This window comes from Leifsonia sp. McL0607, from assembly GCF_049993355.1.
Taxonomy (GTDB): Bacteria; Actinomycetota; Actinomycetes; order Actinomycetales; family Microbacteriaceae; genus Leifsonia.
This window is the reverse complement of the sequence record NZ_CP188253.1, coordinates 506,786-532,590: the sequence shown is the minus strand read 5'-3', so window position 1 is coordinate 532,590 and position 25,805 is coordinate 506,786. Positions and strand designations below refer to the sequence as shown.

The 25,805-nt window shown below is 70.7% G+C and carries 28 protein-coding genes; 14 read left to right on the top strand and 14 right to left on the bottom strand.

What is annotated here, in order from left to right; all coding sequences use genetic code 11:
• Positions 1–2: 2 nt before the first annotated feature.
• The 4 genes from paaD to paaA are packed head-to-tail and all read right to left on the bottom strand — an operon-like array spanning position 3 to position 2,600.
• Positions 3–488 carry a 1,2-phenylacetyl-CoA epoxidase subunit PaaD gene (paaD, locus tag ACPPVW_RS02535; RefSeq protein WP_426626237.1) on the bottom strand — a complete coding sequence of 162 codons (486 nt, stop codon included), beginning with the start codon at positions 486–488 and terminating at the stop codon, positions 3–5.
• Positions 482–1,330, bottom strand: a complete 849-nt coding sequence (paaC, locus tag ACPPVW_RS02530; RefSeq protein WP_426624980.1) for a 1,2-phenylacetyl-CoA epoxidase subunit PaaC — start codon at positions 1,328–1,330, stop codon at positions 482–484. Before paaC ends, paaD begins: the two co-directional genes overlap by 7 nt.
• Positions 1,327–1,632, bottom strand: a complete 306-nt coding sequence (paaB, locus tag ACPPVW_RS02525) for a 1,2-phenylacetyl-CoA epoxidase subunit PaaB (protein WP_426624979.1) — start codon at positions 1,630–1,632, stop codon at positions 1,327–1,329. Before paaB ends, paaC begins: the two co-directional genes overlap by 4 nt.
• Positions 1,629–2,600 (bottom strand): 1,2-phenylacetyl-CoA epoxidase subunit PaaA, encoded by a 972-nt coding sequence (gene paaA, locus ACPPVW_RS02520; RefSeq protein ID WP_426624978.1) that lies wholly within the window; start codon positions 2,598–2,600, stop codon positions 1,629–1,631. The genes paaB and paaA overlap by 4 nt, the downstream gene beginning before the upstream one ends.
• A 97-nt stretch (positions 2,601–2,697) precedes the next feature.
• On the opposite strand from paaA, the gene ACPPVW_RS02515 reads away from it, so the two are divergent.
• Entirely contained in the window at positions 2,698–3,300 is a 603-nt protein-coding gene (locus tag ACPPVW_RS02515) for a TetR/AcrR family transcriptional regulator (protein ID WP_426624977.1), read from the top strand.
• A 90-nt stretch (positions 3,301–3,390) separates the two neighbouring features.
• Positions 3,391–5,055 carry a hypothetical protein gene (locus ACPPVW_RS02510; protein WP_426624976.1) on the top strand — a complete coding sequence of 555 codons (1,665 nt, stop codon included), beginning with the start codon at positions 3,391–3,393 and terminating at the stop codon, positions 5,053–5,055.
• A 77-nt stretch (positions 5,056–5,132) separates the two neighbouring features.
• Here ACPPVW_RS02510 and paaZ read toward each other — a convergent pair whose 3' ends face one another.
• A complete protein-coding gene (paaZ, locus tag ACPPVW_RS02505; RefSeq protein WP_426624975.1) occupies positions 5,133–7,184 on the bottom strand; it encodes a phenylacetic acid degradation bifunctional protein PaaZ in 2,052 nt (683 codons plus the stop codon).
• Between the two features lie 48 nt (positions 7,185–7,232).
• Here paaZ and ACPPVW_RS02500 point away from each other — a divergent pair, with 48 nt between their 5' ends.
• The gene (locus ACPPVW_RS02500; protein ID WP_426624974.1) at positions 7,233–7,637 is read left to right on the top strand and encodes a PaaI family thioesterase; all 405 of its coding nucleotides are present in this window, start codon (positions 7,233–7,235) and stop codon (positions 7,635–7,637) included.
• On the opposite strand, the gene ACPPVW_RS02495 is transcribed toward ACPPVW_RS02500, so the two are convergent.
• The 7 genes from ACPPVW_RS02495 to ACPPVW_RS02465 all read right to left on the bottom strand — a co-directional run bounded on the left by ACPPVW_RS02495 (position 7,609) and on the right by ACPPVW_RS02465 (position 13,057).
• Entirely contained in the window at positions 7,609–8,550 is a 942-nt protein-coding gene (locus tag ACPPVW_RS02495; RefSeq protein WP_426624973.1) for a 3-hydroxyacyl-CoA dehydrogenase family protein, read from the bottom strand. The genes ACPPVW_RS02500 and ACPPVW_RS02495 overlap by 29 nt on opposite strands.
• Positions 8,547–9,287: an enoyl-CoA hydratase/isomerase family protein gene (locus tag ACPPVW_RS02490; protein WP_426626236.1), complete on the bottom strand. Its 741-nt coding sequence runs from the start codon at positions 9,285–9,287 to the stop codon at positions 8,547–8,549. The genes ACPPVW_RS02495 and ACPPVW_RS02490 overlap by 4 nt, the downstream gene beginning before the upstream one ends.
• 71 nt (positions 9,288–9,358) lie before the next feature.
• Positions 9,359–10,543: a thiolase family protein gene (locus ACPPVW_RS02485; protein ID WP_426624972.1), complete on the bottom strand. Its 1,185-nt coding sequence runs from the start codon at positions 10,541–10,543 to the stop codon at positions 9,359–9,361.
• Positions 10,544–10,583: 40 nt separating this feature from the next.
• Positions 10,584–11,780 (bottom strand): low temperature requirement protein A, encoded by a 1,197-nt coding sequence (locus tag ACPPVW_RS02480; protein ID WP_426624971.1) that lies wholly within the window; start codon positions 11,778–11,780, stop codon positions 10,584–10,586.
• On the bottom strand, positions 11,777–12,016 hold the full coding sequence (locus ACPPVW_RS02475; RefSeq protein ID WP_426624970.1) for a hypothetical protein: 240 nt from the start codon (positions 12,014–12,016) through the stop codon (positions 11,777–11,779). Before ACPPVW_RS02475 ends, ACPPVW_RS02480 begins: the two co-directional genes overlap by 4 nt.
• Positions 12,013–12,462 (bottom strand): hypothetical protein, encoded by a 450-nt coding sequence (locus ACPPVW_RS02470; RefSeq protein WP_426624969.1) that lies wholly within the window; start codon positions 12,460–12,462, stop codon positions 12,013–12,015. The genes ACPPVW_RS02475 and ACPPVW_RS02470 overlap by 4 nt, the downstream gene beginning before the upstream one ends.
• 166 nt (positions 12,463–12,628) lie before the next feature.
• The gene (locus tag ACPPVW_RS02465) at positions 12,629–13,057 is read right to left on the bottom strand and encodes an Lrp/AsnC family transcriptional regulator (RefSeq protein WP_426624968.1); all 429 of its coding nucleotides are present in this window, start codon (positions 13,055–13,057) and stop codon (positions 12,629–12,631) included.
• 127 nt (positions 13,058–13,184) lie between these two features.
• Between ACPPVW_RS02465 and pdhA the strand changes: the two genes are divergently transcribed.
• From pdhA to ACPPVW_RS02440, 5 genes are all read left to right on the top strand, one after another.
• Complete coding sequence (gene pdhA, locus ACPPVW_RS02460) at positions 13,185–14,291, top strand: pyruvate dehydrogenase (acetyl-transferring) E1 component subunit alpha (RefSeq protein WP_426624967.1); 1,107 nt, start codon at positions 13,185–13,187, stop codon at positions 14,289–14,291.
• Positions 14,288–15,349, top strand: a complete 1,062-nt coding sequence (locus ACPPVW_RS02455; protein ID WP_426624966.1) for an alpha-ketoacid dehydrogenase subunit beta — start codon at positions 14,288–14,290, stop codon at positions 15,347–15,349. Before pdhA ends, ACPPVW_RS02455 begins: the two co-directional genes overlap by 4 nt.
• Positions 15,346–16,734 carry a dihydrolipoamide acetyltransferase family protein gene (locus tag ACPPVW_RS02450; RefSeq protein ID WP_426624965.1) on the top strand — a complete coding sequence of 463 codons (1,389 nt, stop codon included), beginning with the start codon at positions 15,346–15,348 and terminating at the stop codon, positions 16,732–16,734. Before ACPPVW_RS02455 ends, ACPPVW_RS02450 begins: the two co-directional genes overlap by 4 nt.
• Complete coding sequence (locus ACPPVW_RS02445; RefSeq protein WP_426624964.1) at positions 16,731–16,865, top strand: hypothetical protein; 135 nt, start codon at positions 16,731–16,733, stop codon at positions 16,863–16,865. The genes ACPPVW_RS02450 and ACPPVW_RS02445 overlap by 4 nt, the downstream gene beginning before the upstream one ends.
• Before the next feature lie 61 nt (positions 16,866–16,926).
• Complete coding sequence (locus tag ACPPVW_RS02440) at positions 16,927–17,907, top strand: DMT family transporter (protein WP_426624963.1); 981 nt, start codon at positions 16,927–16,929, stop codon at positions 17,905–17,907.
• A gap of 46 nt (positions 17,908–17,953) precedes the next feature.
• Here ACPPVW_RS02440 and ACPPVW_RS02435 read toward each other — a convergent pair whose 3' ends face one another.
• Positions 17,954–18,520: a nitroreductase family protein gene (locus tag ACPPVW_RS02435; protein WP_426624962.1), complete on the bottom strand. Its 567-nt coding sequence runs from the start codon at positions 18,518–18,520 to the stop codon at positions 17,954–17,956.
• Positions 18,520–18,951, bottom strand: coding sequence for a peptide-methionine (R)-S-oxide reductase MsrB (msrB, locus tag ACPPVW_RS02430; protein WP_426624961.1), 432 nt, complete (start codon positions 18,949–18,951; stop codon positions 18,520–18,522). The genes ACPPVW_RS02435 and msrB overlap by 1 nt, the downstream gene beginning before the upstream one ends.
• Positions 18,952–19,125: 174 nt before the next feature.
• Here msrB and ACPPVW_RS02425 point away from each other — a divergent pair, with 174 nt between their 5' ends.
• From ACPPVW_RS02425 to ACPPVW_RS02400, 6 genes are all read left to right on the top strand, one after another.
• On the top strand, positions 19,126–19,425 hold the full coding sequence (locus ACPPVW_RS02425) for a DUF3263 domain-containing protein (protein WP_426624960.1): 300 nt from the start codon (positions 19,126–19,128) through the stop codon (positions 19,423–19,425).
• Positions 19,426–19,448: 23 nt separating this feature from the next.
• Positions 19,449–20,003, top strand: a complete 555-nt coding sequence (locus ACPPVW_RS02420) for a LytR C-terminal domain-containing protein (RefSeq protein WP_426624959.1) — start codon at positions 19,449–19,451, stop codon at positions 20,001–20,003.
• Positions 20,004–20,192: 189 nt separating this feature from the next.
• Positions 20,193–20,396 (top strand): cold-shock protein, encoded by a 204-nt coding sequence (locus ACPPVW_RS02415; RefSeq protein ID WP_055914585.1) that lies wholly within the window; start codon positions 20,193–20,195, stop codon positions 20,394–20,396.
• Between the two features lie 207 nt (positions 20,397–20,603).
• Entirely contained in the window at positions 20,604–22,223 is a 1,620-nt protein-coding gene (gene groL, locus ACPPVW_RS02410) for a chaperonin GroEL (RefSeq protein ID WP_426624958.1), read from the top strand.
• An 87-nt stretch (positions 22,224–22,310) separates the two neighbouring features.
• Positions 22,311–24,458: an acyltransferase family protein gene (locus ACPPVW_RS02405; RefSeq protein WP_426624957.1), complete on the top strand. Its 2,148-nt coding sequence runs from the start codon at positions 22,311–22,313 to the stop codon at positions 24,456–24,458.
• 588 nt (positions 24,459–25,046) lie between these two features.
• Complete coding sequence (locus tag ACPPVW_RS02400) at positions 25,047–25,796, top strand: SDR family NAD(P)-dependent oxidoreductase (protein WP_426624956.1); 750 nt, start codon at positions 25,047–25,049, stop codon at positions 25,794–25,796.
• Positions 25,797–25,805 lie beyond the last annotated feature (9 nt).

The window sequence follows — 25,805 nt, the reverse complement described above, 5'->3', positions numbered from 1 at the left end:
CCTCACAGTGCCTTGAAGTGGTCGAACGGCTCGCCGCACGCGTCGCAGACGAAGAGCGCCTTGCACGCAGTCGACCCGAAGTGCGAGACCTCGTGCGTGTTGAGCGAGTCGCAGTGCGGGCACTTGACGCCCAGGGTCAGCCGCACCGGGCCGGTGCCGGGAGGCGGCGCGATCCCGTAGTCGCGGAGCGCCGCACGCCCGTGGTCGCTGATCCAGTCGGTCGTCCAGGCCGGGGCGAGCGCGAGGCTGACCCGCACGTCGCCGAATCCTTCGGCCGCGAGCGCGCGCACGACGTCCTCGCGGATGGCGTCCATCGCCGGGCAGCCGGAGTAGGTGGGCGTGAGCACGACCTCCACCCCGGCGTCGGTCACCGTGACGGCCCGGAGCACGCCGAGATCCTCGATCGTGAGCACGGGGACCTCCGGGTCGAGCACCGCCGCAGCGGCCGCCCAGGCCCGTCCCGCCTCCGCGGCATGGCCGGTCACCAGGTCGCTCCCGGGTGTGCGCGGGTCAGCACCTGCATCTCCGCCAGCAGCGGGGCGAGGTATTCGGAGTGCCGGCCGCCCCGGCCTCCACCCGCCGCGGTGAACGTGCTGGGGAGCTCGAGCCCGGCCTCGGCCACGATCGGGGCTACGCCCGCGTCGAACGACTCCCGCAGGGTCGACGGTCGGGGCGCGATGTCCTCCAGCCGGTCGATCAAGGGCTCGTCGCGGAAGAGCTCGCCCGCGTAGGGCCAGAGGTCGTCGAACGCGGTGAGCGTCCGTCGGCGCGACTCGTCGGTGCCGAGAGCCAGCCGGAGCACCCACTGGTCGGCGTGGTCGCAGTGGTAGGCGACCTCCTTGACCGCCTTCGCGGCCACCGCGGCGAGCACCGGTTCGGCCGAGGCGCGCAGCCGCTCGTACAGCTCGAAGAGGTAGTGGGAGGCCGCGAACTGCCGCACGATGGTGTGCGCGAAGTCGCCGTTCGGCTGCTCGAAGAGGTGTGCTGAGCGGAAGTCCTGCTCGTCGCGCCAGTAGGCGAGGTCGTCCTCCGAGCGGTCGGAGGCCGTGCCCGCGTAACGCAGGAGCGACCGCGCGTGGCCGAGCAGGTCGAGCGCGATGTTGGCCAGCGCGACGTCCTCCTCCAACTCGGGCGCCCGCGAGATCCACCAGCCGAGCCGCTGGGCGAGAACGAGCGAGTCGTCGCCCAGCCAGAGTGCGTACTCGGCGACGTCGGCGGAGGCCGCGGCCTCGGTGGCGACGAACTCGGCGGAGAGGGTCACGGCGCTGAGCTCGACATGGCCGTGCTGGTCGAATTCGTGGTCGGCGGACGTCGGCGTGGTGTCGGTCACAGGTGCTTCACCCCCTCGCTCTCGGTGTAGTAGGTGGCGTGCCGGTAGTTCTTGCCCTCGGGCGAGGTGAAGAAGGCGTCCTTGGCGTCGGGGTCGCTCGCGGTGATCGCGTCGGAGCGGACCACCCAGATCGAGACGCCCTCCCCGCGCCGGGTGTAGAGGTCGCGGGCGTTGCGGACGGCGAGCTCCTCGTCGGGGGCGTGCAGCGAGCCGACGTGCACGTGGCTGAGACCCCGGGAGGCTCGCACGAAGACCTCCCAGAGCGGCCAGACCTCGTGGGCCGGCTGGCCGGGCGCGCTCATGCCGCGGCCTCCTGCCGTGCCTGGGCCTTCTTGGCAGCGTAGGCCGCCGCAGCCTCGCGAACCCAGGCGCCGTCCTCGTGGGCCTCGCGCCGGCGCTGCAGCCGCTGCGCGTTGCACGGACCCTCACCGGCGATCACGCGCTGCAGCTCGCTCCAGTCGATCGGGCCGAGGTCGTAGGCCTGGCGCTCGTCGTTCCAGCGGAGGTCGGGGTCGGGGAAGGTCACGCCGAGCACCTCCGCCTGCGGCACCAGCATGCCGACGAACCGCTGCCGCAGGTCGTCGTTCGAGAAACGCTTGATCTTCCACGCCATCGAGCGGGCGGAGTTGGGGGAGTCGGCGTCGGGAGGCCCGAACATCATCAGCGATGGCCAGTACCAGCGGTTCACGGCGTCCTGGGCCATCCGCTGCTGCTCGGGCGTTCCCCGCATCAGCGTGAGCAGGATCTCGAAGCCCTGGCGCTGGTGGAACGACTCCTCTTTGCAGATGCGCACCATCGCGCGGCCGTAGGGAGCGTACGAGCAGCGGCACAGCGGCACCTGGTTGCAGATCGCCGCGCCGTCGACGAGCCAGCCGATCGCGCCGATGTCGGCCCAGCTGAGGGTCGGGTAGTTGAAGATCGACGAGTACTTGGCCGCGCCGCTGATGAGCTGTTCGGTCATCTCGTCGCGGGTGATGCCGAGGGTCTGCGTCGCCGAGTAGAGGTAGAGCCCGTGACCGGCTTCGTCCTGCACCTTGGCCATCAGGATGGCCTTGCGCTTGAGACTCGGAGCGCGGCTGATCCAGTTGGCCTCCGGCTGCATGCCGATGATCTCGGAGTGCGCGTGTTGCGCCATCTGCCGGATGAGGGTGCGCCGGTAGGCGTCGGGCATCCAGTCGCGCGGCTCGATGCGCGAGTCGGAGGCGATGAGCTGCTCGAAGAGAGCCTCGGCCGCCTCGGGTGTCGTGGTGCGTTCCGCTGTGTTCGTCATGCTGTGTTCTCCATCGAACCGGGACACTGAAAATCAATACTGACTGATCGTTCGTTCAGTATATGCGTGCCTGCCCGGTTCGTGCCACACTGTCCAGGTGACCGACACCCGGACGGCCGAGCCCCTGCGCCGGGGCCGGCCCGGCTACGACCAGCGCGGCATCCTCGAAGTCGCCGTGGCCGCATTCAACGAGCACGGCTACGACGCGACCTCCATCGGGATGCTCGCCGAGCGCCTCGGCCTGTCGAAGTCGGCGATCTACCACCACGTCGCCTCCAAGGACGAACTGCTCGCGCTCGCGCTCGACGAAGCCCTCGACGGCCTGGAGGGCGCCATGCGAGCCGCCGAGGAGGCGTCGGGCACGGCGGCCGAGCGTCTCGCGCTCGTACTCCGCCAGGCTGTGCTGGTGCTCGCCGACCGCCTCCCGTACGTCACCCTGCTGTTGCGCGTGCGCGGCAACACCGACGTCGAGCGGGCCGCGCTGCAGCGTCGGCGCGCGTTCGACCACGCTGTCGCGGCGCTCGTGGTCGAGGCCCGCGACGAGGGGGCGCTGCGCGCGGACGCCGACCCCGCGGTCGTCGCCCGCCTGCTGTTCGGGATGATCAACTCGCTCACCGAGTGGTACGACCCCTCCGGCGCGCTCACCCCCGACGACCTCGCCGACACCATCCTCGCGCTCGCCCTCCGTAGATCGTCGTGACGGATCTGACGCAGCACGCAGGCCGGTTGTTAGGCTGAATTTGAAATTTTAGTCTAATATCTCTATGTTGCACAGAGATTAAGGACTTTCATGCGAACGCACTCTTATTGGTGGACGGCGGCGCTCGCGACCGTCACGTTGGTCGCCGGCTCGCTCCTCGCGACCGCGCCGGCTGTCGCCGCCGACTCCGAAGTCGAGGTCCGCGTCGACGTCACCGTCGCCGTCGAAGGTGAACCCACTCGACCCGCTGCCGGCGTCAAGGTCGTCGTTCTGGGAGGCTATGGCCCCATCTGGCCTCCCTACGACAAGGACGGCGACGGTATCCCGGAGGATATCTTCTGGAACCCAGTGGGGTCCTACACAACGGATCCCGAGGGCAGGATCGAGGCTTCCGTGTCGATTCCGCTCTATGTGGACTCCACCACGCGGGTCCAGTTCTGGGTCCTTCCGCAGGTCGTGGATGGAGTCAGCTACAGCAGGTCGTCTTCAGCCATCTTCGACGTGAGCGAGGGCAGCGTGAACACGCTCAAGGTAGAACTCGTCGGTGAGGCCGCGCAGCGAACGACCGTGTCGGTGCTCGACGCAGCCGGCCAGCCGGCCGTCGACGCCCATGTGGAGGTGTATCGGCGGTCCGATGCGACCACGTACAAAGATCGCGACCTCGACCAGCGGTTCTACGCGTCCGAGATCGACAGCCCCAAGGACTCCACAGCGATCGCACAGGGCAGAACCGACGCGGACGGCGCGTGGGCGGTAAGCCTGGCGGACGGCGAGTACACGGTGTTCGCATCGCAGTGGACGCAGGGGGTGCCGACGGCCCAGGCCGTGACCGCGCTCACCGTCGGCGGTGGAACCCCTGTCGTGTCGCTCGTGCTGGAGCCCGAGCCGGTCGTGAGCGGACATCTCGTCTACGCCGACGGAACCCCGGCCGAGGGCTTCTGCGTCCAATTGAACGGCTACGGAAACGTCAGGAGCGGAGCGGGCGCTCCCTTCACGCAGGTGACCGACGATGATGGCGCGTTCCGGGTACTCACTCCGTCCCCTGATACGGCGACGCAGGACGTGTCGCTCAGGGTTGCTGAATGCGGTGTGGATTCGGACCCGATCATCGGCTGGTGGGACGGCGCGACGGGCGTCTCGACGGCGGGACCACGCGCATCGGTCACCGTTGGTCAGGGCACCGTCCTCGACGGCATCGTGATCGAGCTTCCGATCGAGCTGTACAGAGTCGCTCCGATGGGCGCACCCACGATCGACAAGCCGGCGGCAGCGCGCGTCGGCGACGAACTCGTCGCCAGCGCGGGCGAATGGGACGCAACGACGGCACAGCTGAGCTACCGATGGAACCGTGACGGTGTCCCGATCGATGGAGCGGACTCCCGAACCTATACTCCTGTCGCGGCCGACCTCGGGCACGCGCTAACGGTGACCATCACGGCACGGGCCCCAGGTTACGCACCCGCTGTCGCCACCAGCGCTCCGACGTCTGTCGACTCGGCTGCAGACGAGGGTGAGGCGGAGGCGCCTGCTCCTGGTGACGACGTGGGCGCGTCTCCGAGCGCTGAGGGGGAGAGCGCTGCGGTTTCCCGCGGAGGCCTCGCGACCGCAGCTGCACCGGCAGAAGCCAACTCCGAGCTCGCCGACACGGGCGCGGACGCCGGGCTGTTCCTGGTTGCCGGCGGCATGGCCGGGGGTTCCCTTCTCGTGGGTGCTCTGCTGGTCCTGATCGGAGGTCGGCGCCGCGCTCGAGCGTGATCACCTCGTGATCGCCGAGGGGCACGTGAACGCCGCTGGAACCGCGTTTCGGCGCGTTTGCGTGCCCCTCGTCGCGATCACTCCTTCGCGACGAGGGTGAGAACGTCGTAGGAGGCGACCAGCTCGTCGCGCTGGTTCGTGATGCGCGCGTCCCAGCGCACCTCGCCGTAGTCGTCGGTCTCGCGCGGCGTGATCTGCTTGGCCGTCAGGGCGACGCGGATGCTGTCGCCCGGCGAGACCGGCGTCAGGAACCGCAGGTTCTCGAGCCCGTAGTTCGCCAGCACGGGGCCGGGCGCCGGGTCGACGAACAGCCCGGCCGCCCACGACACGAGCAGGTAGCCGTGCGCGACGCGCCCGGGGAAGAACGGGTTGGCGGCCGCGGCCTCCTCGTCCATGTGCGCATAGAACGTGTCGCCGGTGAAGGTCGCGAACGTCTCGATGTCGTCGAGCGTGACGCGGCGCGCGTCGGAGCGCACCTGGTCGCCGATCCGCAGCGCCGCAAGCGACTTGCGGAACGGGTGCGGCCCGTCGGCCGCAGCGGCCGCGCCCTCGTGCCACACGCCCGTGACCGCGGTGAGCAGGTCGGGCGACCCCTGGATGGCCGTGCGCTGCATGTGGTTCAGCACGGCGCGGATACCGCCGAGCTCCTCCCCGCCGCCGGCCCGGCCGGGTCCTCCGTGCACCAGGTGCGGCATCGGCGATCCATGACCGGTGGAGGTGCGGGCGTCGTCGCGGTCGAGCAGCAGGATGCGCCCGTTGTACGCTGCGGTCGAAAGCACCAGCTCGCGTGCGAACTCCGGGTCGTGGGTGGCTGCGCTGGTGACGAGCGAGCCACCTCCCAGCGCGACGAGCTGCGCGGCCTCCGCCGCCGTCGAGTATGGCAGCACCGCGGCGACGGGGCCGAACGCTTCCACCGTGTGCGCCTCGGGAGTGCGCGCGTCGGCGAAACGCAGCACGATCGGCGCCATGAACGCGCCTTCTGGCTCGGCGCCGAAGCTGCCGTCGGCGCGCCGCACACTCGGCTGGTCGAGGCCGCCGATCGCCAGCTCGCCGCCGGCCTCCACCAGCCGCGCCACCTGGCGCAGCACCTCCGCCCGCTGCTCCCGTGAGGCGAGCGGGCCCATGGTGACGCCCTCCGCCCGCGGGTCGCCCACGACGACGCGTTCGGCGATCCGCGACCGGACCGCCGCGAGCACGTCGTCGACGGCCGCCGCGGGCACGATCGCGCGTCGAATGGCCGTGCACTTCTGCCCGGCCTTCGCCGTCAGCTCGACCACGAGCTGCTTCACGTAGGCGTCGAACTCCGGTGTGCCGGCGAGGGCGTCCGGTCCGAGCACGGACGCGTTGATCGAGTCGGTCTCGCTGGTGAACCGCACGCCGCCGGTCTGCACCGAGTCGTGCGCCCGCAGTCGCTCGGCGGTGGAGGCCGACCCGGTGAAGGCGACCAGGTCTCCCAGCCGCAGGTGGTCGAACAGCCCGGAGACGCCGCCGCACACCAGCTGCAGAGTGCCGGCGGGCAGGAGGCCGGACTCGACGAGGATGCGCACCATCCCCACGGCGACGTACGCAGTCGGCGTCGCCGGCTTGGCGAGTGTGGGCATTCCGGCCAGGAACGAGGGCGCGAACTTCTCCAGCAGTCCCCAGACCGGGAAGTTGAACGCGTTGATCTGCACCGCGACGCCCGGCAGCCGGGTGTAGATGTGCTCGCCGAGGAACGAGCCGTCCTTCGCCAGCGGCTCGGCCACGCCGTCGATGACGACCTGGGCGTTCGGCAACTCTCGGCGGCCCTTCGAGGAGTACGTGAACAGCGTTCCGATGCCGCCGTCGACGTCGATCCAGGCGTCGGCCCTCGTCGCGCCGGCGCGCGCCGAGAGGTCGTAGAGCTCCTGCTTGCGCTCGGTCAGCACCTGCGCCATCCGCTTGAGCAGCACGGCGCGCTGGTGGAAGGTCAGCTCGCCGAGCGAGGACTGCCCCACTGTGCGGGCGTACTCGAGCGCGCCGGCCAGGTCGGCGCCCGCCGCGCTGACGCGGGCGACGAGCTCGCCGGTGGAGGCGTCGCGCACCTCGGCTGCGCCCTCGTCGTCGGCTGGGCTCCACCACTGTTCGCGCAGGTAGCTGGGCAGACTCATTCGGTACCTCCCGGGAGGATAGGGGTCGGTGGCGCATAGGCTGGTGCCGTGGCCGATGAAGACTGGACGATCGAGCTCGGCGAGCTCGACGAGAAGATGGGCGTGCGCATCCTGGAGCAGTCCGCCAGGCGCGTCGTGGCGACGATGCCGGTGGAAGGCAACCGCCAGTCGTTCGGACTGCTGCACGGCGGGGCCTCTGTGGCGTTCGCGGAGGCGCTCGGCTCGTGGGCGGCCGTCATCCACGCCGGGCCGGGCCGCAGCGCCGTGGGGCTGGACGTCAACGCCACGCACCACCGGTCGGCGCGCACCGGGTTCGTGACCGGTGTCGCGACGGCGATCCGGCTGGGCAGGACGGTGACGTCGCACGAGGTCGTCGTGACCGACGAAGACGGCAACCGGCTGTGCACCGCGCGCATCACGAACCTCATCGTGGACGCTCCGGACCGAGGCTGACGCCGCCGTCGGCGCTCCCGGTGCTCCCGGTGCCCTCGGCGGCGTCGTCGCTCCAGTCGTAGAACCCGCGGCCGGACTTGCGGCCGAGCAGGCCGTTCGCGACCATCCGCCGCAAGAGCTCTGGAGGCTCGAAGCGCGGCCCGAGCTCGCCCGCGAGGTACTCGGCGATGTCGAGCCGCACGTCCAGTCCGACGATGTCGGTGAGCCGCAGCGGGCCGACCGGGTGCTTGTAGCCGAGTGTCATCGCCGCATCGATGTCCTCGGGGGAGGCGACTCCCTCCTCCACCATGCGCACGGCCTCCAGGCCGAGCAGCACGCCGAGGCGCGACGACGCGAAGCCGGGGGAGTCGCGCACGACGACCGGAGTCTTGCCGAGAGCAGCGACCCAGCCGGCGGCGAGCTCGACGGCGCTCGGCGCGGTCGCCGTCCCAGCCACGACCTCCACGAGGGCGGAGGCCGGGACGGGATTGAAGAAGTGCATGCCCAGGAAGGCGCCCGGCCTCTGCAGCCCGGACGCGAGTCCGTCGATCGACAGCGAGGAGGTGTTGCTGGCCAGCACGGCGAGGGGCTCCAGCAGTTCCTCCGCGCGCTGCAGCGCCTCCCGCTTGAGCTCGGGGACCTCGGGCACGGCCTCCACGACGAGGCCGCAGCCGCGCAGAGCGTCCCAGTCGACGGTCGTGACGAGCCGATCGGGCTCGGGCGCGGCGGCGCCGCGGCGGACGCTGCCCTCGACGGCGGCCAGCACGCGGTCGCGGGCGGCCGCGGCCGAGCGTGCATCGCGTTCGACCACGGCGACCGGGGCTCCGGCCATCAGGAAGGCGTGCGCGATCCCCGCACCCATCCGGCCGCCGCCGAGCACGCCGACCCGGTTCGGGAGGCTGTCGGCGCCGGCCGCGCTCGCACCCGCGCTCATCGCCGACTCCGCTCCAGGAACGCGGTCATCCGTCTGCGCTTCTCCTCCGATTCGAAGAGCACGGCCTGCGCCTCCTGCTCGGCGGCGGGATGCTCGGCGAGCGGCGCGCGCAGCACGCGCTTGGTGTGCTGCGTGGCGAGCGGGTCGTTCGCGGCGATCCGATCGGCGAGCGCGTGGGCCCCCGCGAGGAGCTCAGCCGGCTCGAACAGGTCGCTCACCAGACCGGCGGCGAGCGCCTCCTCGCCGGTGAGCACGCGCCCGGCCATCGTCATCTCCGCGGCAAGAGGGTGGCCGACGAGCTGGGGGAGGCGCCAGAGCGCACCGGCCGCCGCGATGATCCCGAGAGAGGTCTCCGGGTTGCCGATGCGCAGGCGCGGGGTGCCGATCCGGAAGTCCGCCGCGTACGCGAGCTCGGCGCCGCCGCCCAGCGCGTAGCCGTCGAGGGCCGCGATGACGGGCATCGGCAGTTCGGCGATGCGGGTGAACACCGTCGCGTTGATGCTGCGCCGCGCATCGTCGGCCGTGCGCTCGCGCAGCTCGGCGATGTCGGCGCCCGAGGCGAACACCCCTTTCGTGCCGGTGAGGATCAGGAGGCGCGGCTCGCGCTCCAAACCCTCGCAGACCGCGTGGAGGTCGTCGACCATCCGCTGGTCGATGGCGTTCCTGCGCTCGGGACGGTTGAGCGTCACGACCAGGCGGTCGGCGAGCTCGGTGACGAGCAGGGTCTCGGTGGTCACAGGGTCTCCGTTCGCATCGCCCGGGTTCTGGGTGTCGCCGTTCACAATGCCGCCGTTCACAATGCCGCCGTTCACAACGCCTCCACGATCAGCGCGGTCCCCTGGCCCACCCCGACGCACATTGTCGCCAGGCCGTACCGCGACTCTTCGCGCTCCATCCGGCCGAGGAGGGTGACCAGGATGCGGGTGCCGCTCGACCCGAGCGCGTGGCCGAGAGCGATGGCTCCGCCGTCGGCGTTGACGCGCTCATCGTCGAGCCCGAGCCTGCGCACGCAGGCGAGCGACTGGGAGGCGAACGCCTCGTTGAGCTCGACGCTGCCGAGGTCACCGACCTCCAGGTCGGCCCGCTCCAGTGCCCGGTACGTCGCCGGGACCGGCCCGAGCCCCATCACTTCGGGCGCGACGCCGGCGCTCGCAGAGGAGACGATCCGGGCGCGCGGACGGAGCCCATAACGGCGCACTGCGTCGCCGCTCGCCACCACGATGGCGGACGCGCCGTCGTTCAGCGGCGACGAGTTGCCGGCGGTGACGACCGAACCGCCTGCGACGACCGGACGCAGGGCGGCCAGCGCGTCCATGTCGGTGTCACGGCGGATGCTCTCGTCGACGACGACCTCGCCCCGCATCGTCGCGACGGGCACGATCTCGTCGGCGAACCGTCCGGCGTCGGTCGCGGCAGCAGCTCGATGGTGGCTGCGCAGAGCGAACGCGTCGGCCTCCTCGCGCGTGATCCCGTCGACACGGGCGACCTCCTCGGCCGTCTCGGGCATCGTGAAGGTGGCCTTGTCCCGGTCGAGCAGTCGCGGGTTCGTGAAGCGCCAGCCGATCGACGTGTCGAACTGCGTCCCCGGCTTGGCCCAGGGCCGCTCGGGCTTCGCCTGGACCCAGGGAGCACGCGTCATCGACTCGACGCCTCCCGCCACGATCAGATCGGCGTCGCCCGCGCGGATCGCCTGCCCTGCCAGCGTCACGGCGCTCAGGCCGGACGCGCAGAGGCGGTTGACGGTCGCCCCGGGGACGCTGTCGGGCAGCCCGGCGAGCAGCACGGCCATCCGGGCCACGTTGCGGTTGTCTTCGCCGGCCTGGTTGGCGGCCCCGAGGATCACGTCGTCCACGGCTGCGCCGTTCACTTCGGCGCGGCGCACGGCCTCCCCGACGACGAGCGCGGCGAGGTCGTCGGGCCGGATTCCGGCGAGCGCGCCCCCGTAGCGACCGACCGCCGTGCGGACTCCGCCCACCAGGTAGGCCTCGGGCATCGCAGCTCCTTCGAATGCGAATTACCGAACGAACGTTCAGCTAGTAAATAGTCGCAGAACCCTGCCGGTCGGGCAAGCGACGCGCTCGCGAGGCGAGTTCGGACGACGTGACGACCAGCGCCAGGATGGCCACCCCGCACCCGACGGAGGCCGCGGCCGGCAGCCACAGTGCGGCCACCGCCAGCAGCGCAGGCAGGGCGACGGCCGGCACGGCCCAGCGCAGCACCCGTCGCCACGGGTCGCCGTAGCGGCGGGCGATGATCGCGTTCGTCAGATAGAACAGAGCGATGCCGCCGTCGAGCGAGACCGCGAGCGCCGCGGGGAGCGGCTCGGCGGGGTGGGCGATGGCCTCGGCCAGGGCTCCCGAGATCGCGGTGACGCCCGCCAGCAGGAGGAACGGCAGGAACCCCACCGTGTCCCGGATCCCACGGGCGTCTCCCGCCTCCAAGAGCTTCTCGAGCCCGTTCGTCATGGCCTCCACGCCATAGAGGAAGAACGACCAGGCGAGGGCGGCCGTCAGAAGCAGCCCCAGCATGCCGACGACGCCGGCGGCGAGCGTCCAGGCATCGCTGACGGCCGCCACGATGGTGAGGACCGACTCGCCCAGCACGATGATGACGAGCAGGCCGAACCGCTCCGACAGATGTTCGACGTTCATCCGGTCGAGGGCCAGCGACGACCACGCACCGGAGGTCAGGGTGAGGAGGGCGACCTCGATCACGATGGCCAGCGCCCACAGCACATAGTCCGCCGGCGCCGGGAGCGCGATCGAGACCAGCCAGATCACCGCCGTGACGCCGTTGTAGGCGACGATCCGCACACGCGACGCGGTGCCGTTCGCCCACGACACTCTCACCCAGACCACGAGCAGCAGCACCCGCAGCAGGGCGTTGCCCGCCGCGAACAGCCAGGCCCGGTCGCCCACGGCCTCCGGAGCCGCGACCGCCAGCGCGCCGACGGCGAACATCGCGATCAGCATCACGATCGAGAGGCGCCGGGCGCTCAGCTGCGGCGACACGTCCACGACGAAGGTCAGGTTGACCCACGACCACCACACCGACGCGAACAGGGCGACGAAGATCGCGAGCGCCGCGAAGGACGGGTGCACGTGGAGGCCGTGCGCCAGCTGCCCGACCAGCGCGACGAACACCAGGTCGAAGAACAGCTCCATCCAGTGCGCGCGCGACGGGTCGCGGTCGCTCGCAGCGGGAGGGCGGGGGAGCGAGAGGGAGCTCATCGCCGCCGGCCGGCCGCGAGGAACCCGTCGACGGCACTCCGCACCCGCTCGTCGTCGGCATAGCCGGAAAGCGAGATGCCCGCGAGCGCGCTCCACGCCGAGGGGGTCCCGAGCGCGGCGGCGCGCGCCCGGTCGTTCTGCAGCCGGGAGGCGCGCACGATGACGGCGGTGAGCGCGAGTGCGAGGGCCAGCACGACAACGAACGAGGCCAGCACGACGACGATGGTGGTGCTCACGGCGCCGCTCCCGCCTGCGGTGCCGCCGGAGCTGCGGGCGGAGGTGCCGCCCGTGCGGGCGGTGCCGCGAGGGGCGGCCGGAGGGCGAGCAGCTCGGCGAGCAGCCCCTGCGCCAGCACGAAGGTGCGCTGGGCGCGCCGCGCGAGCAGGTAGAAGACGCCGCCGCTCAGCATCGTTGCCGTCCCGGCGACGAGCACCCACAGCCACGCGGCCACCGGGATCGGGTTCACCGCCGGGTTCGACTGCAGCACCGGTACGATCAGCGACAGGATGACGCCGGACCCGGCGGCCACGAGCGCCTTCGCGAGCGTCATCGTGTGCTCGTACCGCCACGTGAGCGCGACAGTGAGCCCGTCGACCGCCGCGCGGTCGTCCAGCCGCGCGAGCGCCATCAGGTCGGCGATCGTGAACTCCGACGTGAGCGTGCCCGCCGCTGGGTTCGCCATAGCGCGAGCGTAGCGAGCGGGGCGCTTTCGCGCACCATCGCACCTTCTCGCAGCGACATTCACCCTCGAATGTCGCCTCCCGCGCCGGGTGACGATTCGGCGCGAATGACGCGTTCGACGCGGCGGAGCGCGACATTCCCGCCGAATGTGCACCGCGGTGCCGCACTCACCGCAGGTCGTGATCCTCGAAGACGAGGGAAGTCTTGGTGTCCCGCACCGAGGGGATGCTGGTGAGCTCCTCCAGCACGACGCGGCGGAGGTCCTCGTTGTCGCGGGCGCGCACCAGCAGGATCACGTCGAAGTCGCCGCCGACCAGGGCGAAGTGCTCCACTTCGGGGATGGCGCGCAGCCGCGCACGCAGGTCGTGCCAGGCGGCCTGTTCGACCCGCATCGTCACGTACGCCGACGACGCGCGCCCCGAGCGGCGTGGGTCGACTTTGGCCGTGAAGCCCGTGATGACGCCCTCCTCCACCAGGCGGGACACCCGGGCGTAGGCGTTGGCGCGCGAGACGTGCGCGGCCTCCGCGACCGCCGTGATAGAGGCCCGGCCGTCCGCCCGCAGGGCGTCCACGATCCGGGAGTCGATGTCGTCCATGGTGGAAGACAGTTTGACATCCATGAGGCGAGAGCGCACCCATTCGTCTCGAAACCATACAACAGGTGGCAAAACGGGTCCAGCGAAGTCATTCTGATGGTCAGCGACGTCTTTCGAAGGAGAACAGATGCACGCCGACGATCTGATGCCGGGCGATACCCCGTTGCGGCTCATCGACGAGCAGGGCTCGGCCCACCCGCACGAGCACTACGCGTTCCCGTCCACCGCGGTGCTCCGCGACGGCTACGGCCGGCTGGTGCTCGGCCGGCGCCTCAACGACCAGGCCGATGCGCTGGTGCGCCAGGGCAAGCTGGCGGTCTACCCGTCGTCGCACGGGCAGGAGGCCTGCGAGGTCGCCGCGGCGATGGTGCTCGACGAGGGCGACTGGCTGTTCCCGACCTACCGCGACTCCGTCGCCGTCGTCAGTCGCGGCGTGGACCCGTTGCAGGCGTTCCTGCTCCTGCGCGGCGACTGGCACTGCGGGTACGACCCGAAGCAGTACCGGGTCGCCCCGCAGTCGACACCGCTCGCCACCCAACTGCTGCACGCCGTCGGGTTCGCCCACGCCGCACGGCTGCGCGGTGAGGACACCGTGGTCGTCGCGATGTGCGGCGACGGCGCCACCAGCGAGGGCGACTTCCACGAGGCGCTCAACTTCGCGGCCGTGTTCCACCTCCCTGTCGTCTTCCTGGTCCAGAACAACGGCTACGCCATCTCGGTGCCGCTCAGCCGCCAGACCGCGGCGCCGAGCCTCGCGCACAAGGGCGTCGGCTACGGGATGCGCGGGCGACTGGTCGACGGCAACGACCTCGCGGCGCTGCTCGCCGTGCTGGGGGAGGCCGTGACCGAGGCGCGCGAAGGCGGCGGACCGACCCTGATCGAGGCCATCACCTACCGCATGAAGTCGCACACCAACGCCGACGACGCCACCCGCTATCGCAGTGCGGCGGAGGTCGAGCCGTGGATCGCGCGCGACCCGCTGCTGCGGCTGCGCACCTGGCTGCAGGCGCAGGGAGCACTCACCGACGTCGACGATGCCGAGTTCCGCGCCGACGCCGAACGCGTCGCCGTGGACCTCCGCACCCGCATCATGGTCGACGCCGAGCCGCAGCCGCTCGACCTCTTCGCCTACGTCTACGCCGAGCCCACCCCGCAGTTGCGCGAGCAGGCCGAACTGCTGGCCGCAGAGCTCGCCGCCGAGTCCGCATCCCGAACCGAGGAGGTCTCCCGATGACGCTCACGCACGACGCACCCGCCGACCACTCAGCCGACCACTCCGCCGACGGCGACCGGCCCGAGACCGCATCGGCCGTGACCACCATGACCATGGCGCAGGCGCTCAACCGCGCGCTCGCCGACTCTCTCGCGGCAGACCCCGACGTGCTCGTCTTCGGCGAGGACGTCGGCACTCTCGGCGGCGTCTTCCGGATCACCGACGGCCTTGCGGCGCGGTTCGGCGAGCAGCGCTGTTTCGACACTCCGCTCGCCGAGTCCGGCATCGTCGGCACGGCGGTCGGCATGGCGATGAACGGCCTCCGCCCCGTCGTCGAGATGCAGTTCGACGCGTTCGCCTACCCGGCGTTCGAGCAGATCGTCGACCACGTGGCCAAGATGGGCAACCGCACGCGCGGCGCCGTGCGGCTGCCGATGGTCATCCGCATCCCGTTCGCCGGCGGGATCGGCGGCGTCGAGCACCACTCCGACTCGTCGGAGGCCTACTACGTGCACACGCCGGGCCTCACCGTCGTCACGCCGGCAACCCCGCAAGACGCTTACGGTCTCCTGCGCGCCGCGATCGCCCATCCCGACCCCGTCGTCTTCCTGGAGCCGAAGAAGCTGTACTGGTCGACAGGAGAGGTCGACGTCACCGCGCCGCTGCCCCGGATCGGCCGCGCGCGGATCGCCCGCGAGGGCACCGACGCGACGCTGATCGCCTACGGGCCGACCGTGCCGGTCGCGCTCGCCGCAGCGGAGGCCGCGGCCGAGGAGGGCCGCAGCCTCGCCGTCGTCGATGTGCGCACCCTCACGCCGTTCGATGACGAGACGGTCTGCGCGGCGGTCCGGGCGACGGGCCGCGCGGTCGTCGTCGCCGAGGCTCCGGGCTTCGCGAGCGTCGCCTCCGAGATCGCCGCGCGCATCTCCGAGCGCTGCTTCCACTACCTGGAGGCGCCGGTGCGTCGCGTGACCGGCTTCGACACCCCGTTCGCGCCGCCCAAGTTGGAACGCTTCTATCTGCCGGGGGTCGACAGGGTGCTCGACGCCGTCGACGACCTCCAGTGGGAGGACGCATGAAGGTCTTCGAGTTGCCCGACCTGGGCGAGGGACTCGCCGACGCCGAGCTGGTCCGCTGGCTGGTGGCGGTCGGCGACACGGTCGTCGTCGACCAGCCGATCGCCGAGGTGGAGACCGCCAAGTCGGTGGTGGAGGTGCCGTCGCCGTTCGCCGGTGTCGTCGCGGTCTGCCACGGCGAGGAGGGCGAGACCATTATGGTCGGCGCCCCGTTGCTCGAGGTGCAGGAGGAGGTGGAGGCGGTCGCGGCAGGAGATCCGGAACCTTCACCCGAACCGGCCCGCGAGCCCGAACCGGTCGCCTCGGGCTCCGGTCAGGTGCTCGTCGGCTACGGCACCACCGACCACGCCTCCGCACGTCGGCGCGGCCGTGCCACACCGCGCGGCGGCGCTGCAGTGGGAGCCCCGAGCCGCGTCGTCCCTGTCGTCTCGCCGGTGGTGCGCGCCCTCGCCCACACGCACGGCATCGAGCTGGCGTCCCTGACGCCGACAGGCGCCGGCGGGGTGGTGACCCGGCGCGACGTGGAGGCCGCACTCGCGGCGGCGAAGGCGACGGCGCCGACAGCGCCTCCCGCCGCACCGAGCACGCCGGACGCGCCCGCTGCTCGACCCGCGCCAGCGAGGGAGCCCGACGCGACGCCGCCCACCGGATCCGGCCTCGACACCCGCACCGGCCTCCGCGTCGCCGCGGTCACGCCGTTCTCGCGCCTCCGTCGCACTGTCGCCGAGACAATGACCCGGAGCCGTTCCGAGATCCCTGAGGCGACCGTCTGGGTGGACGTCGACGCGACCGAGCTGTGGGAGGCCCGCCGCACGCTCGGCCGCGGGGAGCGACCGCCGTCGATGCTGGCTTTCGTCTCGCGGTTCACGCTGAGCGCGCTCGGGCGGCACCCCGAGCTGGCCGGTCGCGTCACCGCGGGCGGCGACAGTATCGAGACCTTCGAGGGCGTCAACCTCGGCTTCGCCGCCGACACCCCGCGGGGGCTCCTCGTCCCCGTGATCAGAGGCGCGGAGGCGCTCAGCATCCGCGACCTCGACGCCGAGCTCGGCAGGCTGTCCGCCGCCGCTCGCGAGGGGACTCTTCCGCCCGCCGATCTGACCGGCTCGACCTTCACGGTGAACAACTACGGGAGCCTCGGCGTTGACGGCAGCGCGGCGATCATCAACCACCCGGAGGTCGCCATCCTCGGCATCGGCCGTGTCATCGAGCGGCCGTGGGTGGTCGACGGCGCTGTGGTCCCGCGGCGCCTCGTGCAGCTCAGCCTCGTCTTCGACCACCGCGTCACCGACGGCGGCGTCGCCGCACGATTCCTGCGCGAGATCGCCGACGCGATCGAGTCGCCCATCGCCTTCCTCGCCGGCGAGGCGCCGGGTACGGTCAGGTCATGACCGACAAGAAGCCCGACGCGGACAAGCCGGACGACGACGACCTCGACTTCGAGAAGGACGTCGCTCCCGAGGAGGACATCCCCTGGCTCCCGCACCCGGAGCCCACCGACGGTGAGGCGCCTGCGCCTTGATCCCGATCGCTGCGGCGCCACGTCCGCGGTGACCCGCGTCGCCGCGCCCTAGGCTAGGCGCGTGACCTCCCGTTCCTTCCCGCTCTGGCTCGCGCTCGTCGTCGCCATCATCTGTGGGGCGGGCGTCGCCCTCCAGTCGCGCATCAACGGGGAACTCGGAAGCCGGCTCGACGACGGGGTCACCGCCGCCCTCATCTCGTTCGGCTCCGGCCTGCTCATCCTCATCGTCGCGATGGCGATCGCTCCTACCGGCCGCCGGGGGCTGGGCCGCGTGATCGCAGCGCTCCGCGGCCGGGAGCTGCCCTGGTGGTACGTGGCCGGCGGCGCGGCCGGTGCGTTCCTGGTGCTGTCGCAGGGGGTCGCCGCCGCGGTTCTCGGCGTGGCCCTGTTCACAGTGGCCGTCGTCGCCGGCCAGACGGTCAGCGGGCTCGTCCTCGACCGGATCGGCCTGGGGCCGGGCGGCCGGCGCCCGATTACGCCAGCCCGACTCGCCGGCGCGATCATCGCGCTCGCAGCCGTCACCTGGGCCGTCTCGTCGCAGTTCGGCGACGGAGTCCCGGTGTGGCTCATGCTGCTGCCGCTGATCGCAGGGCTCGGCCTGGGCTGGCAGCAGGCCGTCAACGGCCAAGTGCGCGTGGTCGCCTCCAGCGCCCTCACCGCGACCTTCGTCAACTTCGCCGTCGGCACGACCGTGCTCCTGGTGCTGATGGCGATCGACTGGAGCATCCGCGGCCTCCCGAAACCACTCCCCACCGAGCCCTGGCTGTACGCCGGCGGCGCGATCGGCTGCATCTTCATCGCGGCCGCCGCCCTGCTCGTCCGGGTGACCGGCGTGCTGTTGCTGGGCCTGGCGACCGTGGCCGGTCAGCTCGTCACTGCGCTGCTCCTGGATCTCTTCGCCCCGACGTCGTCGCAGCCGGTGACGGCCACCACGATCGGAGGAACGCTCCTGGCACTGGTCGCCGTAGCCGTCGCGAGCATCCGCTGGCGCCGTCGCCCGTCGCCCGTCGCCCGTCGCCGAAGGGCACGCAAAGGCCCCTGAACGGGCGGAATAAGGGCACACGCGTGCCCCTCGGCGGCTCCTGCAGTCAGTCGAGCACGCTGAGGAACCGCTCGGCGTCGACCGACTTGCGGTGCCCCTCCCTGCTCTCGTCGGGCACACCGCCGACGTAGAGCCAGCCGAGCAGGCGCTCGTTCTTCGCCAGCCCGTGCATGCGGTGCACGGCCTTGGATCGCGTGTGGTGGCCGGTGCGCCAGATGACGCCCCAGCCCGCATCGTGGAGGAGCAGACTCAGGATGTGCGCGACGCCAGAAGCGACCGCGTCCTGCTCCCAGCCCGGCACCTTCTCGTTCTTCGTCCGCACCGAGACGATCGCGAGCAGGAGGGCGGACCGGAGCGGTTTGGAGGCCAGCTTGTCTGCGGCCTCTCCTGCGACCTGTGCGTCCTTGACGAACGACTTGCCGAGCCGCACCCGGGCGTCGCCGCGCAGCTCGATGATCCGCCACGGGTGCAGCGCGGAGTGGTCGGCGACACGTCCGGCCGCGGCGACCAGCGGCAGAAGCTCGTCGTGGCTGGGCGCCGCCGGCGTCACGCGCGAGAACGACCGCCGGGCGGCGACCCGCTCGACCAGATCGCCCGCAGTGCGACCGCTCATCAGGCCTCCGGCGCGAAGTTGAGCGAGATCGAGTTCATGCAGTAGCGGTCGCCCGTCGGCGTGCCGAAGCCGTCGGGGAACACATGGCCGAGGTGCGAGCCGCAGTTGGCGCAGCGGACCTCGGTGCGGACCATGCCCAGGCTGTCGTCCTCGAGCAGCTGCACGGCCTCCGGTCGGATCGACTCGTAGAAGCTCGGCCAGCCGCAGCCACTGTCGAACTTGGTGCCCGACTTGAACAGCTCGGCGCCGCACGCCGCGCAGGTGTACAGCCCGGCGCGGCCCTCGTCGAGGAGCTCACCCGTCCACGGCCGCTCGGTGCCAGCCTCGCGGAGCACGGCGTACTGCTCGGCGCTGAGCTCCCGACGCCACTCGTCGTCGGTCTTGCTGACCCCGTACGTCTCCTGTGCTGCGTCGTCCTGCGGTGCACCCATCGTGCGGTCCTTTCGTCGTGGCGTTCCCCAGCCTAAACGGCCCGGCGCGCCCCGCTGTTCCCTGTTTCGGCTCGCGACGTGCCGCATCCAAACGCGCAACACACAGGAGGCCGCCCCTAGGATGACTCGCGAGCGCGGGGACGGCCCCACTGACGATGACGGCGAGGGGAGGCGGTGCGTGTGGCGGAAGCCGCTGACCACCGGATCCCACAGCCCGACACGGGCGGCCTGACCGACCGTGAGGCCGCCATCCTCGCGTTCGAGCGTCAGTGGTGGCGGCATGCCGGCGCCAAGGAGCAGGCGATCCGCGAGGAGTTCGGTCTGTCCGCGGCGCGGTACTATCAGCTCCTCGGAGCCCTGATCGACCGCCCCGAGGCGCTCAGGCACGATCCCATGCTGGTCAAGCGCCTGCTCCGGCTGCGCGAGACCCGGCTGGCAGCACGGCGATCCCGGGCACTCCCGTCCGGCGACTGACACCGCGAGGAAACCACCCCTAGATGGCAGAGAAGTACCCGAGAGACCGGTTCGACGACATCCCCGACGGCCTCCAGCGCGTCGGCGCGCACCGGGCTCCGCCGCCGAAGGGTCGACGCTGGATCGCCGTGGGCTGGGCCGCGCTCGCCGTCGTCGTGCTGGTCGGCGCAGGCATCTTCGGCCTCACGCTGGTGAGCGGCTCCATCTCGTTCCACGGCACCCCGAACAGCTCGTCGGGCACGCCGACGCCGACTTCCACGCCGACTCCCACGCCGACGATCGTCCCCACGGTCGACTCGTCGCTGTCCGTGAATGTGCTGAACGGGACGACGACCGCCAACCTGGCGACCGACGTCGGCAACAAGCTGACCGCCGCGAGCTGGAAGATCGGCGCCGTCGCCAACGCCGACAAGCAGGACCTCACCCAGACGATCGTCTACTACTCCGATCCGAAGAACCAGGCTGCCGCACTGGGCGTCGCCCAGTCGCTGCCCGGAGCGGTCATCGAGGAGTCGCAGGCGTTCGCCGACACCGGAGCCGACCTCACTGTCGTCATCGGGAGTGATTACTCGGGCTGATCCCGCGTCATCCCGCGTCATCCTGCGGGTGTACGCGAGGGGTCCCTTTGTTTCACGCGTGTTTAAGTTTCGCCCTTTTTCGTAACGGAATGGCCAGAAGACTGGCGCAACCGGGCATTGCAAGCATTAGGATCGGGAGTCAACGCGCGGCGCTGGACTGCGCGAGCGACACAGCAATGGGAGTAATGCATGGCGAACGGGACCGTGAAGTGGTTCAACGCTGAAAAGGGCTACGGATTCATCACCGTCGAAGGTGGGGGACAGGACGTTTTCGTTCACTACTCCGCAATTGACATGAACGGCTACAAGGTTCTCGAAGAGGGCCAGCAGGTGCAGTTCGAGGTCGGCTCGGGCAACAAAGGCCCGCAGGCCGAGTCGGTGCGTCCGCTGTAGTACGCAGCGATCGGCAAGACCATCTGAAGAAGAGCGTCGCCCCTCGGGGCGGCGCTCTTCTTTTCGCCCGCCGCGATCCCTCGCCGCACTCCTGCCCTCCCGCCTTGCACTCCACGGGCGCGAGTGCCAGAATCGCTTTAGCACTCCATCTGATCGAGTGCTAAAAAACGGAATCTTTCGTAGACGTCCGGGAGGGACGAGAAACACATGGCAAAGATCATTGCTTTCGACGAGGATGCCCGTCGCGGCCTCGAGCGCGGCCTCAACATCCTGGCCGACACCGTCAAGGTGACGCTGGGCCCGCGCGGTCGCAACGTCGTCCTCGAGAAGAAGTGGGGCGCCCCCACCATCACGAACGACGGTGTCTCCATCGCGAAGGAGATCGAGCTCGACGACCCGTACGAGAAGATCGGCGCGGAGCTCGTCAAAGAGGTCGCCAAGAAGACCGACGATGTCGCGGGCGACGGAACCACCACCGCGACCGTGCTGGCTCAGGCGCTCGTCAAGGAGGGCCTCCGCAACGTGGCCGCCGGCGCCGACCCGATCACCCTGAAGCGCGGCATCGAGAAGGCCGTCGCCGCAGTCACCGAGGAGCTCGTCTCTAGCGCCAAGGAGGTCGAGACCAAGGCCGAGATCGCCGCCACCGCGTCCATCTCCGCCGGCGACACCACCATCGGCGAGATCATCGCCGAGGCGATCGACAAGGTCGGCAAGGAGGGCGTCGTCACCGTCGAGGAGTCGAACACCTTCGGCACCGAGCTCGAGCTGACTGAGGGAATGCGCTTCGACAAGGGCTTCCTGTCGCAGTACTTCGTCACCGACCAGGACCGCCAGGAGGCGGTGTTCGAAGACACCTACATCCTCATCGCCAACCAGAAGATCTCCTCGATCAAGGACCTGCTGCCGATCGTCGACAAGGTGATCCAGGCCAACAAGCAGCTCCTCATCATCGCCGAGGACGTCGACGGGGAGGCGCTGGCCACCCTGATCGTCAACAAGATCCGCGGCATCTTCAAGTCCGTCGCCGTCAAGGCCCCGGGCTTCGGCGACCGCCGCAAGGCCATGCTGCAGGACATCGCGATCCTCACCGGCGGCCAGGTCATCTCCGAGGAGGTCGGCCTCAAGCTCGAGAACGTCACCCTCGACCTGCTCGGCCAGGCTCGCAAGGTCGTCATCACCAAGGACGAGACCACCATCGTCGAGGGCGCGGGCGACCCCGAGGCCATCGCCGGCCGCGTGGCCCAGATCCGTGGCGAGATCGAGAACACCGACTCGGACTACGACCGCGAGAAGCTCCAGGAGCGTCTCGCCAAGCTCGCCGGCGGCGTCGCCGTCATCAAGGCGGGCGCGGCCACCGAGGTCGAACTCAAGGAGCGCAAGCACCGCATCGAGGACGCCGTCCGCAACGCGAAGGCCGCCGTCGAGGAGGGCATCGTCGCCGGTGGTGGCGTGGCCCTCATCCAGGCCGGCAAGACCGCGTTCGAGAAGCTCACGCTCGAGGGCGACGAGGCGACCGGCGCGAACATCGTCAAGGTCGCCATCGAGGCGCCGCTGAAGCAGATCGCCATCAACGCGGGCCTCGAGGCCGGCGTCGTGGTCGCCAAGGTGCGCGAGCTCCCCGTGGGTCACGGCCTCAACGCCGCGACCGGCGAGTACGTCGACATGCTGGCCTCCGGCATCAACGACCCGGTGAAGGTCACTCGCTCGGCGCTGCAGAACGCGGCGTCGATCGCCGGCCTGTTCCTCACCACCGAGGCCGTCGTCGCCGACAAGCCCGAGAGGAACCAGGCGCCGGTCGGCGACCCGGGTGCGGGTATGGACTTCTAAGTCCTTCCGACACGACAAGAGGGCGTCTCCCGTTCGCGGGAGGCGCCCTCTTTCGTCACCGGGCCCGGCGGTTGCTAGAGTCTTCGGGTGCCTTCTGAAACCTCACATGTAGAACGTTCAACGCCACGGCTCGCCGCTCCGCGCACGTCCGGCGGCTTCCGTGGTGACCTGGAGGGCCTCCGCGCTGTCGCCGTCACGCTCGTGGTCGCCTATCACGCGCACCTGCTCGGCCTCGTCGGCGGCTACGTCGGGGTGGACGTCTTCTATGTCCTCTCCGGCTTCTTCATCACGGGCCTCCTCATCCGCGAGTTCGACCGCACTGGCCGGCTCGACCTCGTGTCGTTCTACATCCGGCGTGGCCGTCGACTGCTCCCGGCCGCGGCAGTGGTCCTCATCGTCGTCGCAGTCGCCGGATACCTCATCCTGCCGTTCGTCCAGTGGGCGGCCCTCGGGTGGGACATCGTCGCGGCCGGGCTCAACGTCGCGAACTTCCGGTTCGCCGCCCAGTCGACGGACTATCTCGCACAGGGGGTGGATCAGTCCGCCGTACTGCACTTCTGGTCTCTCGGTGTGGAGGAGCAGTTCTATCTGTTCTGGCCGCTGATCATCCTCGCGCTGATGGCCATCGCGCGTCGGCGCAAGGCGACAATGGTACTGCTGACCGGGATCGGGGCGATCGCGGCGGTGTCGCTCGTCGCGAGCGTCATCCTCACGGCGACGGCTCAGTCCTGGGCCTTCTTCATGCTGCCGACGCGGGCCTGGGAGCTCGCGGTCGGGGCGATGATCGCGGTGGTCGCGCCCGCACTCGGCCGGATCCCGGACGTGCTGGGGCGCGTCCTCGCCGTCGTCGGGGTCGTGGGCATCGTCGTCTCGGCGGTGATCTTCGATGACAGCACGCCGACACCGGGCATCGCCATGCTCCTGCCGGTCATCGCGACTGCGGCGGTCATCGTCGGCGGCGACGCGCGGGGCATTGGTGCGGGAACAGTCCTGCGCTGGGCGCCGCTGCGGTGGATCGGCCGGTGGAGCTACTCGATCTATCTCTGGCACTGGCCTCTGCTGGTCTTCCCCGCCTCGCTCCTCGGCGAGCACATCGGCGACCTCCCCGTGCTCCTGCGCGTCGGGCTCTGCCTGGCGTCGATCGTGGCCGGGATCCTCTCCTACGTGTGTGTCGAACGTGTCTTCCGCGCGCGGTCGTCGCGCTCGGCACCTTCGCAGCAGAACGGCCCCCAGGAGGCAACCGGCGCCGGCCAGCCGGCCGCAAGGAGGACGCGAGCGGGGTTCGCGATCGCGGCCGCTGCCGTCGCGGTGTCCCTGGTGCCCGGTGCTGCCCTGATCGCCCTTCCCGGCGTGCAGGCGGACGCTCCCGCGACCGCATCCACCCAGGCGCCGGTCGCGGATGTCGACGCGGCTCGCCAGCTCAGGGAGGGACTCGCTCTCGCGTCATTGCCCACTTCACTCACGCCGTCCCTCACCGCGGCGGCCAGCGCGCTGCCCGCGACGTATGCGAACGGCTGCCACCTCGAGTTCGCACAGACCGCGTTCGGCCCGTGCGCTTTCGGAGACCCGGAGGCGGAGCGGACGGCGGTACTCGTCGGCGATTCGCACGCCGCCCAATGGTTCCCCGCCCTCGATCGTGTCGCGGCGGAGAATGGGTGGCGTCTGGTGTCCCTGACCAAATCCGCGTGCGCGGCGACGACCGCACGCATCCCGCACCCGTCCGACTCCGGGCGGACCTATTCCGAGTGCACCGACGCGCACCGATCGGTGGTCTCGCGCGTGGCCGAACTGCGACCGCAGCTGGTCGTCGTCTCGTCGTTCGTCTCCCGCAAGTTGTCAGATGACGCCGCCTCTCGGGCCTGGTTCACGGGAGCGACGGAATTCCTCGGCCAGTTGCGCGACGCCGGCGCGGAACAGGTCACCTGGATCGGTGACACTCCCCGCCTGGCGGCAGATGCGCCTTCGTGCCTCGCGAAGAACATCGACGCCGTTCAAAAGTGCACCACCGCAACGAAGACGGCCAGCCCGTCCGGCCTGACCGATCGGATGGTTGCGGCAGTCTCGGCCGCCGGCGCCGCGTTCATGCCGACGACCGAGTGGCTGTGCGTCGACGGAGGGTGTCCGGTCGTGGTCGGCAACACGCTCATGTACCGTGACGACGCGCACCTCACGCCCGAGGCCGCGATCTGGGCCTCAGGGCGGCTGGCGGGTGTCCTCTCGCCTCCCAAGGAATGATTCCGATCGCTGATGTGGGCGATGTCGATCGGACGGGGGACCATGAGAGGCGAGGCGATCGTCGACAGCTGCGCTCGTCGCTGTGCTGCTGTGTCTTTCTGGCTGTGAAGCATTGACCGGCCTTGTCGGGAGCGGCGCTCCGGCCCGGACCCCGACCGGGTCCTCCGCACCAGACATCACATCTGCGTTGCCCCATTGGACTGCGTGGCTCTCACGCGACTCAGACCGTCGAGGCCCTGCTCGGAGGCCGTGCGCGCTCGCCTCGTGCCCTGCTGACGCGCTCGCGAACCCGGTCGGCCGCGGGCCGTTCCCTTGTTCACGCGGACTGAGGAAGCTCGTGCCGACGTCCCTGGCTCGATCGTCTGCGCCTTTCGGGACAAACAGGGACGGCGCCTCCGGCTACTCGGCGCCGTCTCCGTCCTCCGCGACGCTGCGGATGCTTTCGCGACCCGCCACGCTGTCTGGTCGGGGACATGTGGATCCAGGTCGCCGCGAAATCGGGCTCTGACGCTCAGGCTTGGGCGGTCGTCCAGTGGGTGGCAGGTCGGCTCTGAAGCGGTCGGCGGGCGCCAGCCATAGGCTGGGCTCATGCAGAGCCCACGTCCCGTCGCGATCGTGACCGGTGGTTCGCGAGGGATCGGCGCCGCTATCGTCCGGCGGCTGGCACGCACGGGATTCGACCTCGTCGTCACGTACCGTTCCGACGAGGCCGCTGCAGAACGGGTCGTCGCATCCGTCGCGGGCAGCGGCTCCCGTGTGGAGCTGGTCCGTGCGGACCTCGCGACGGACCGCGGCATCCATACGCCGTTCGATGTCGCCGCGGAGCGATTCGGGCGTCTGGACGCATTGGTCAACAACGCCGGCATCAGCACGCGCTACGCGCCGCTGGCCGACACGCCGGCCGACGAAGTGCGGCGCACGATCGAGGTGGACTTCGTCGCGGCCGTTCTCGGTGCGCAACTCGCGGTGCGCGAGTTCCTGCGACTCGGCGCCGCCGGGGTGATCGTGAACATCACCTCCGGCGCCGCGACCCTCGGCAGCCCCGGCGAGTACACCCATTACGCCGCTGCGAAAGCCGGGCTGGACGCATTCACCATGGGTCTGGGCAAGGAGGTCGGCCCGCACGGCATCCGCGTGGTGGCCGTCGCTCCCGGACTGGTGGACACCGGGCTGCACGCCACCACCGGCGACGCGGGCAGGGTGGAGCGGATGGCCGCGGGCATCCCCTTGCAGCGCGCGGCGGAGCCGGACGAGATCGCCGCCGCGGTCGAATGGCTGCTCGGGCCGGACGCGAGCTACGTCACGGCCACGACGCTGCGCGTCGCCGGCGGGCGCTGACCAGGCGCT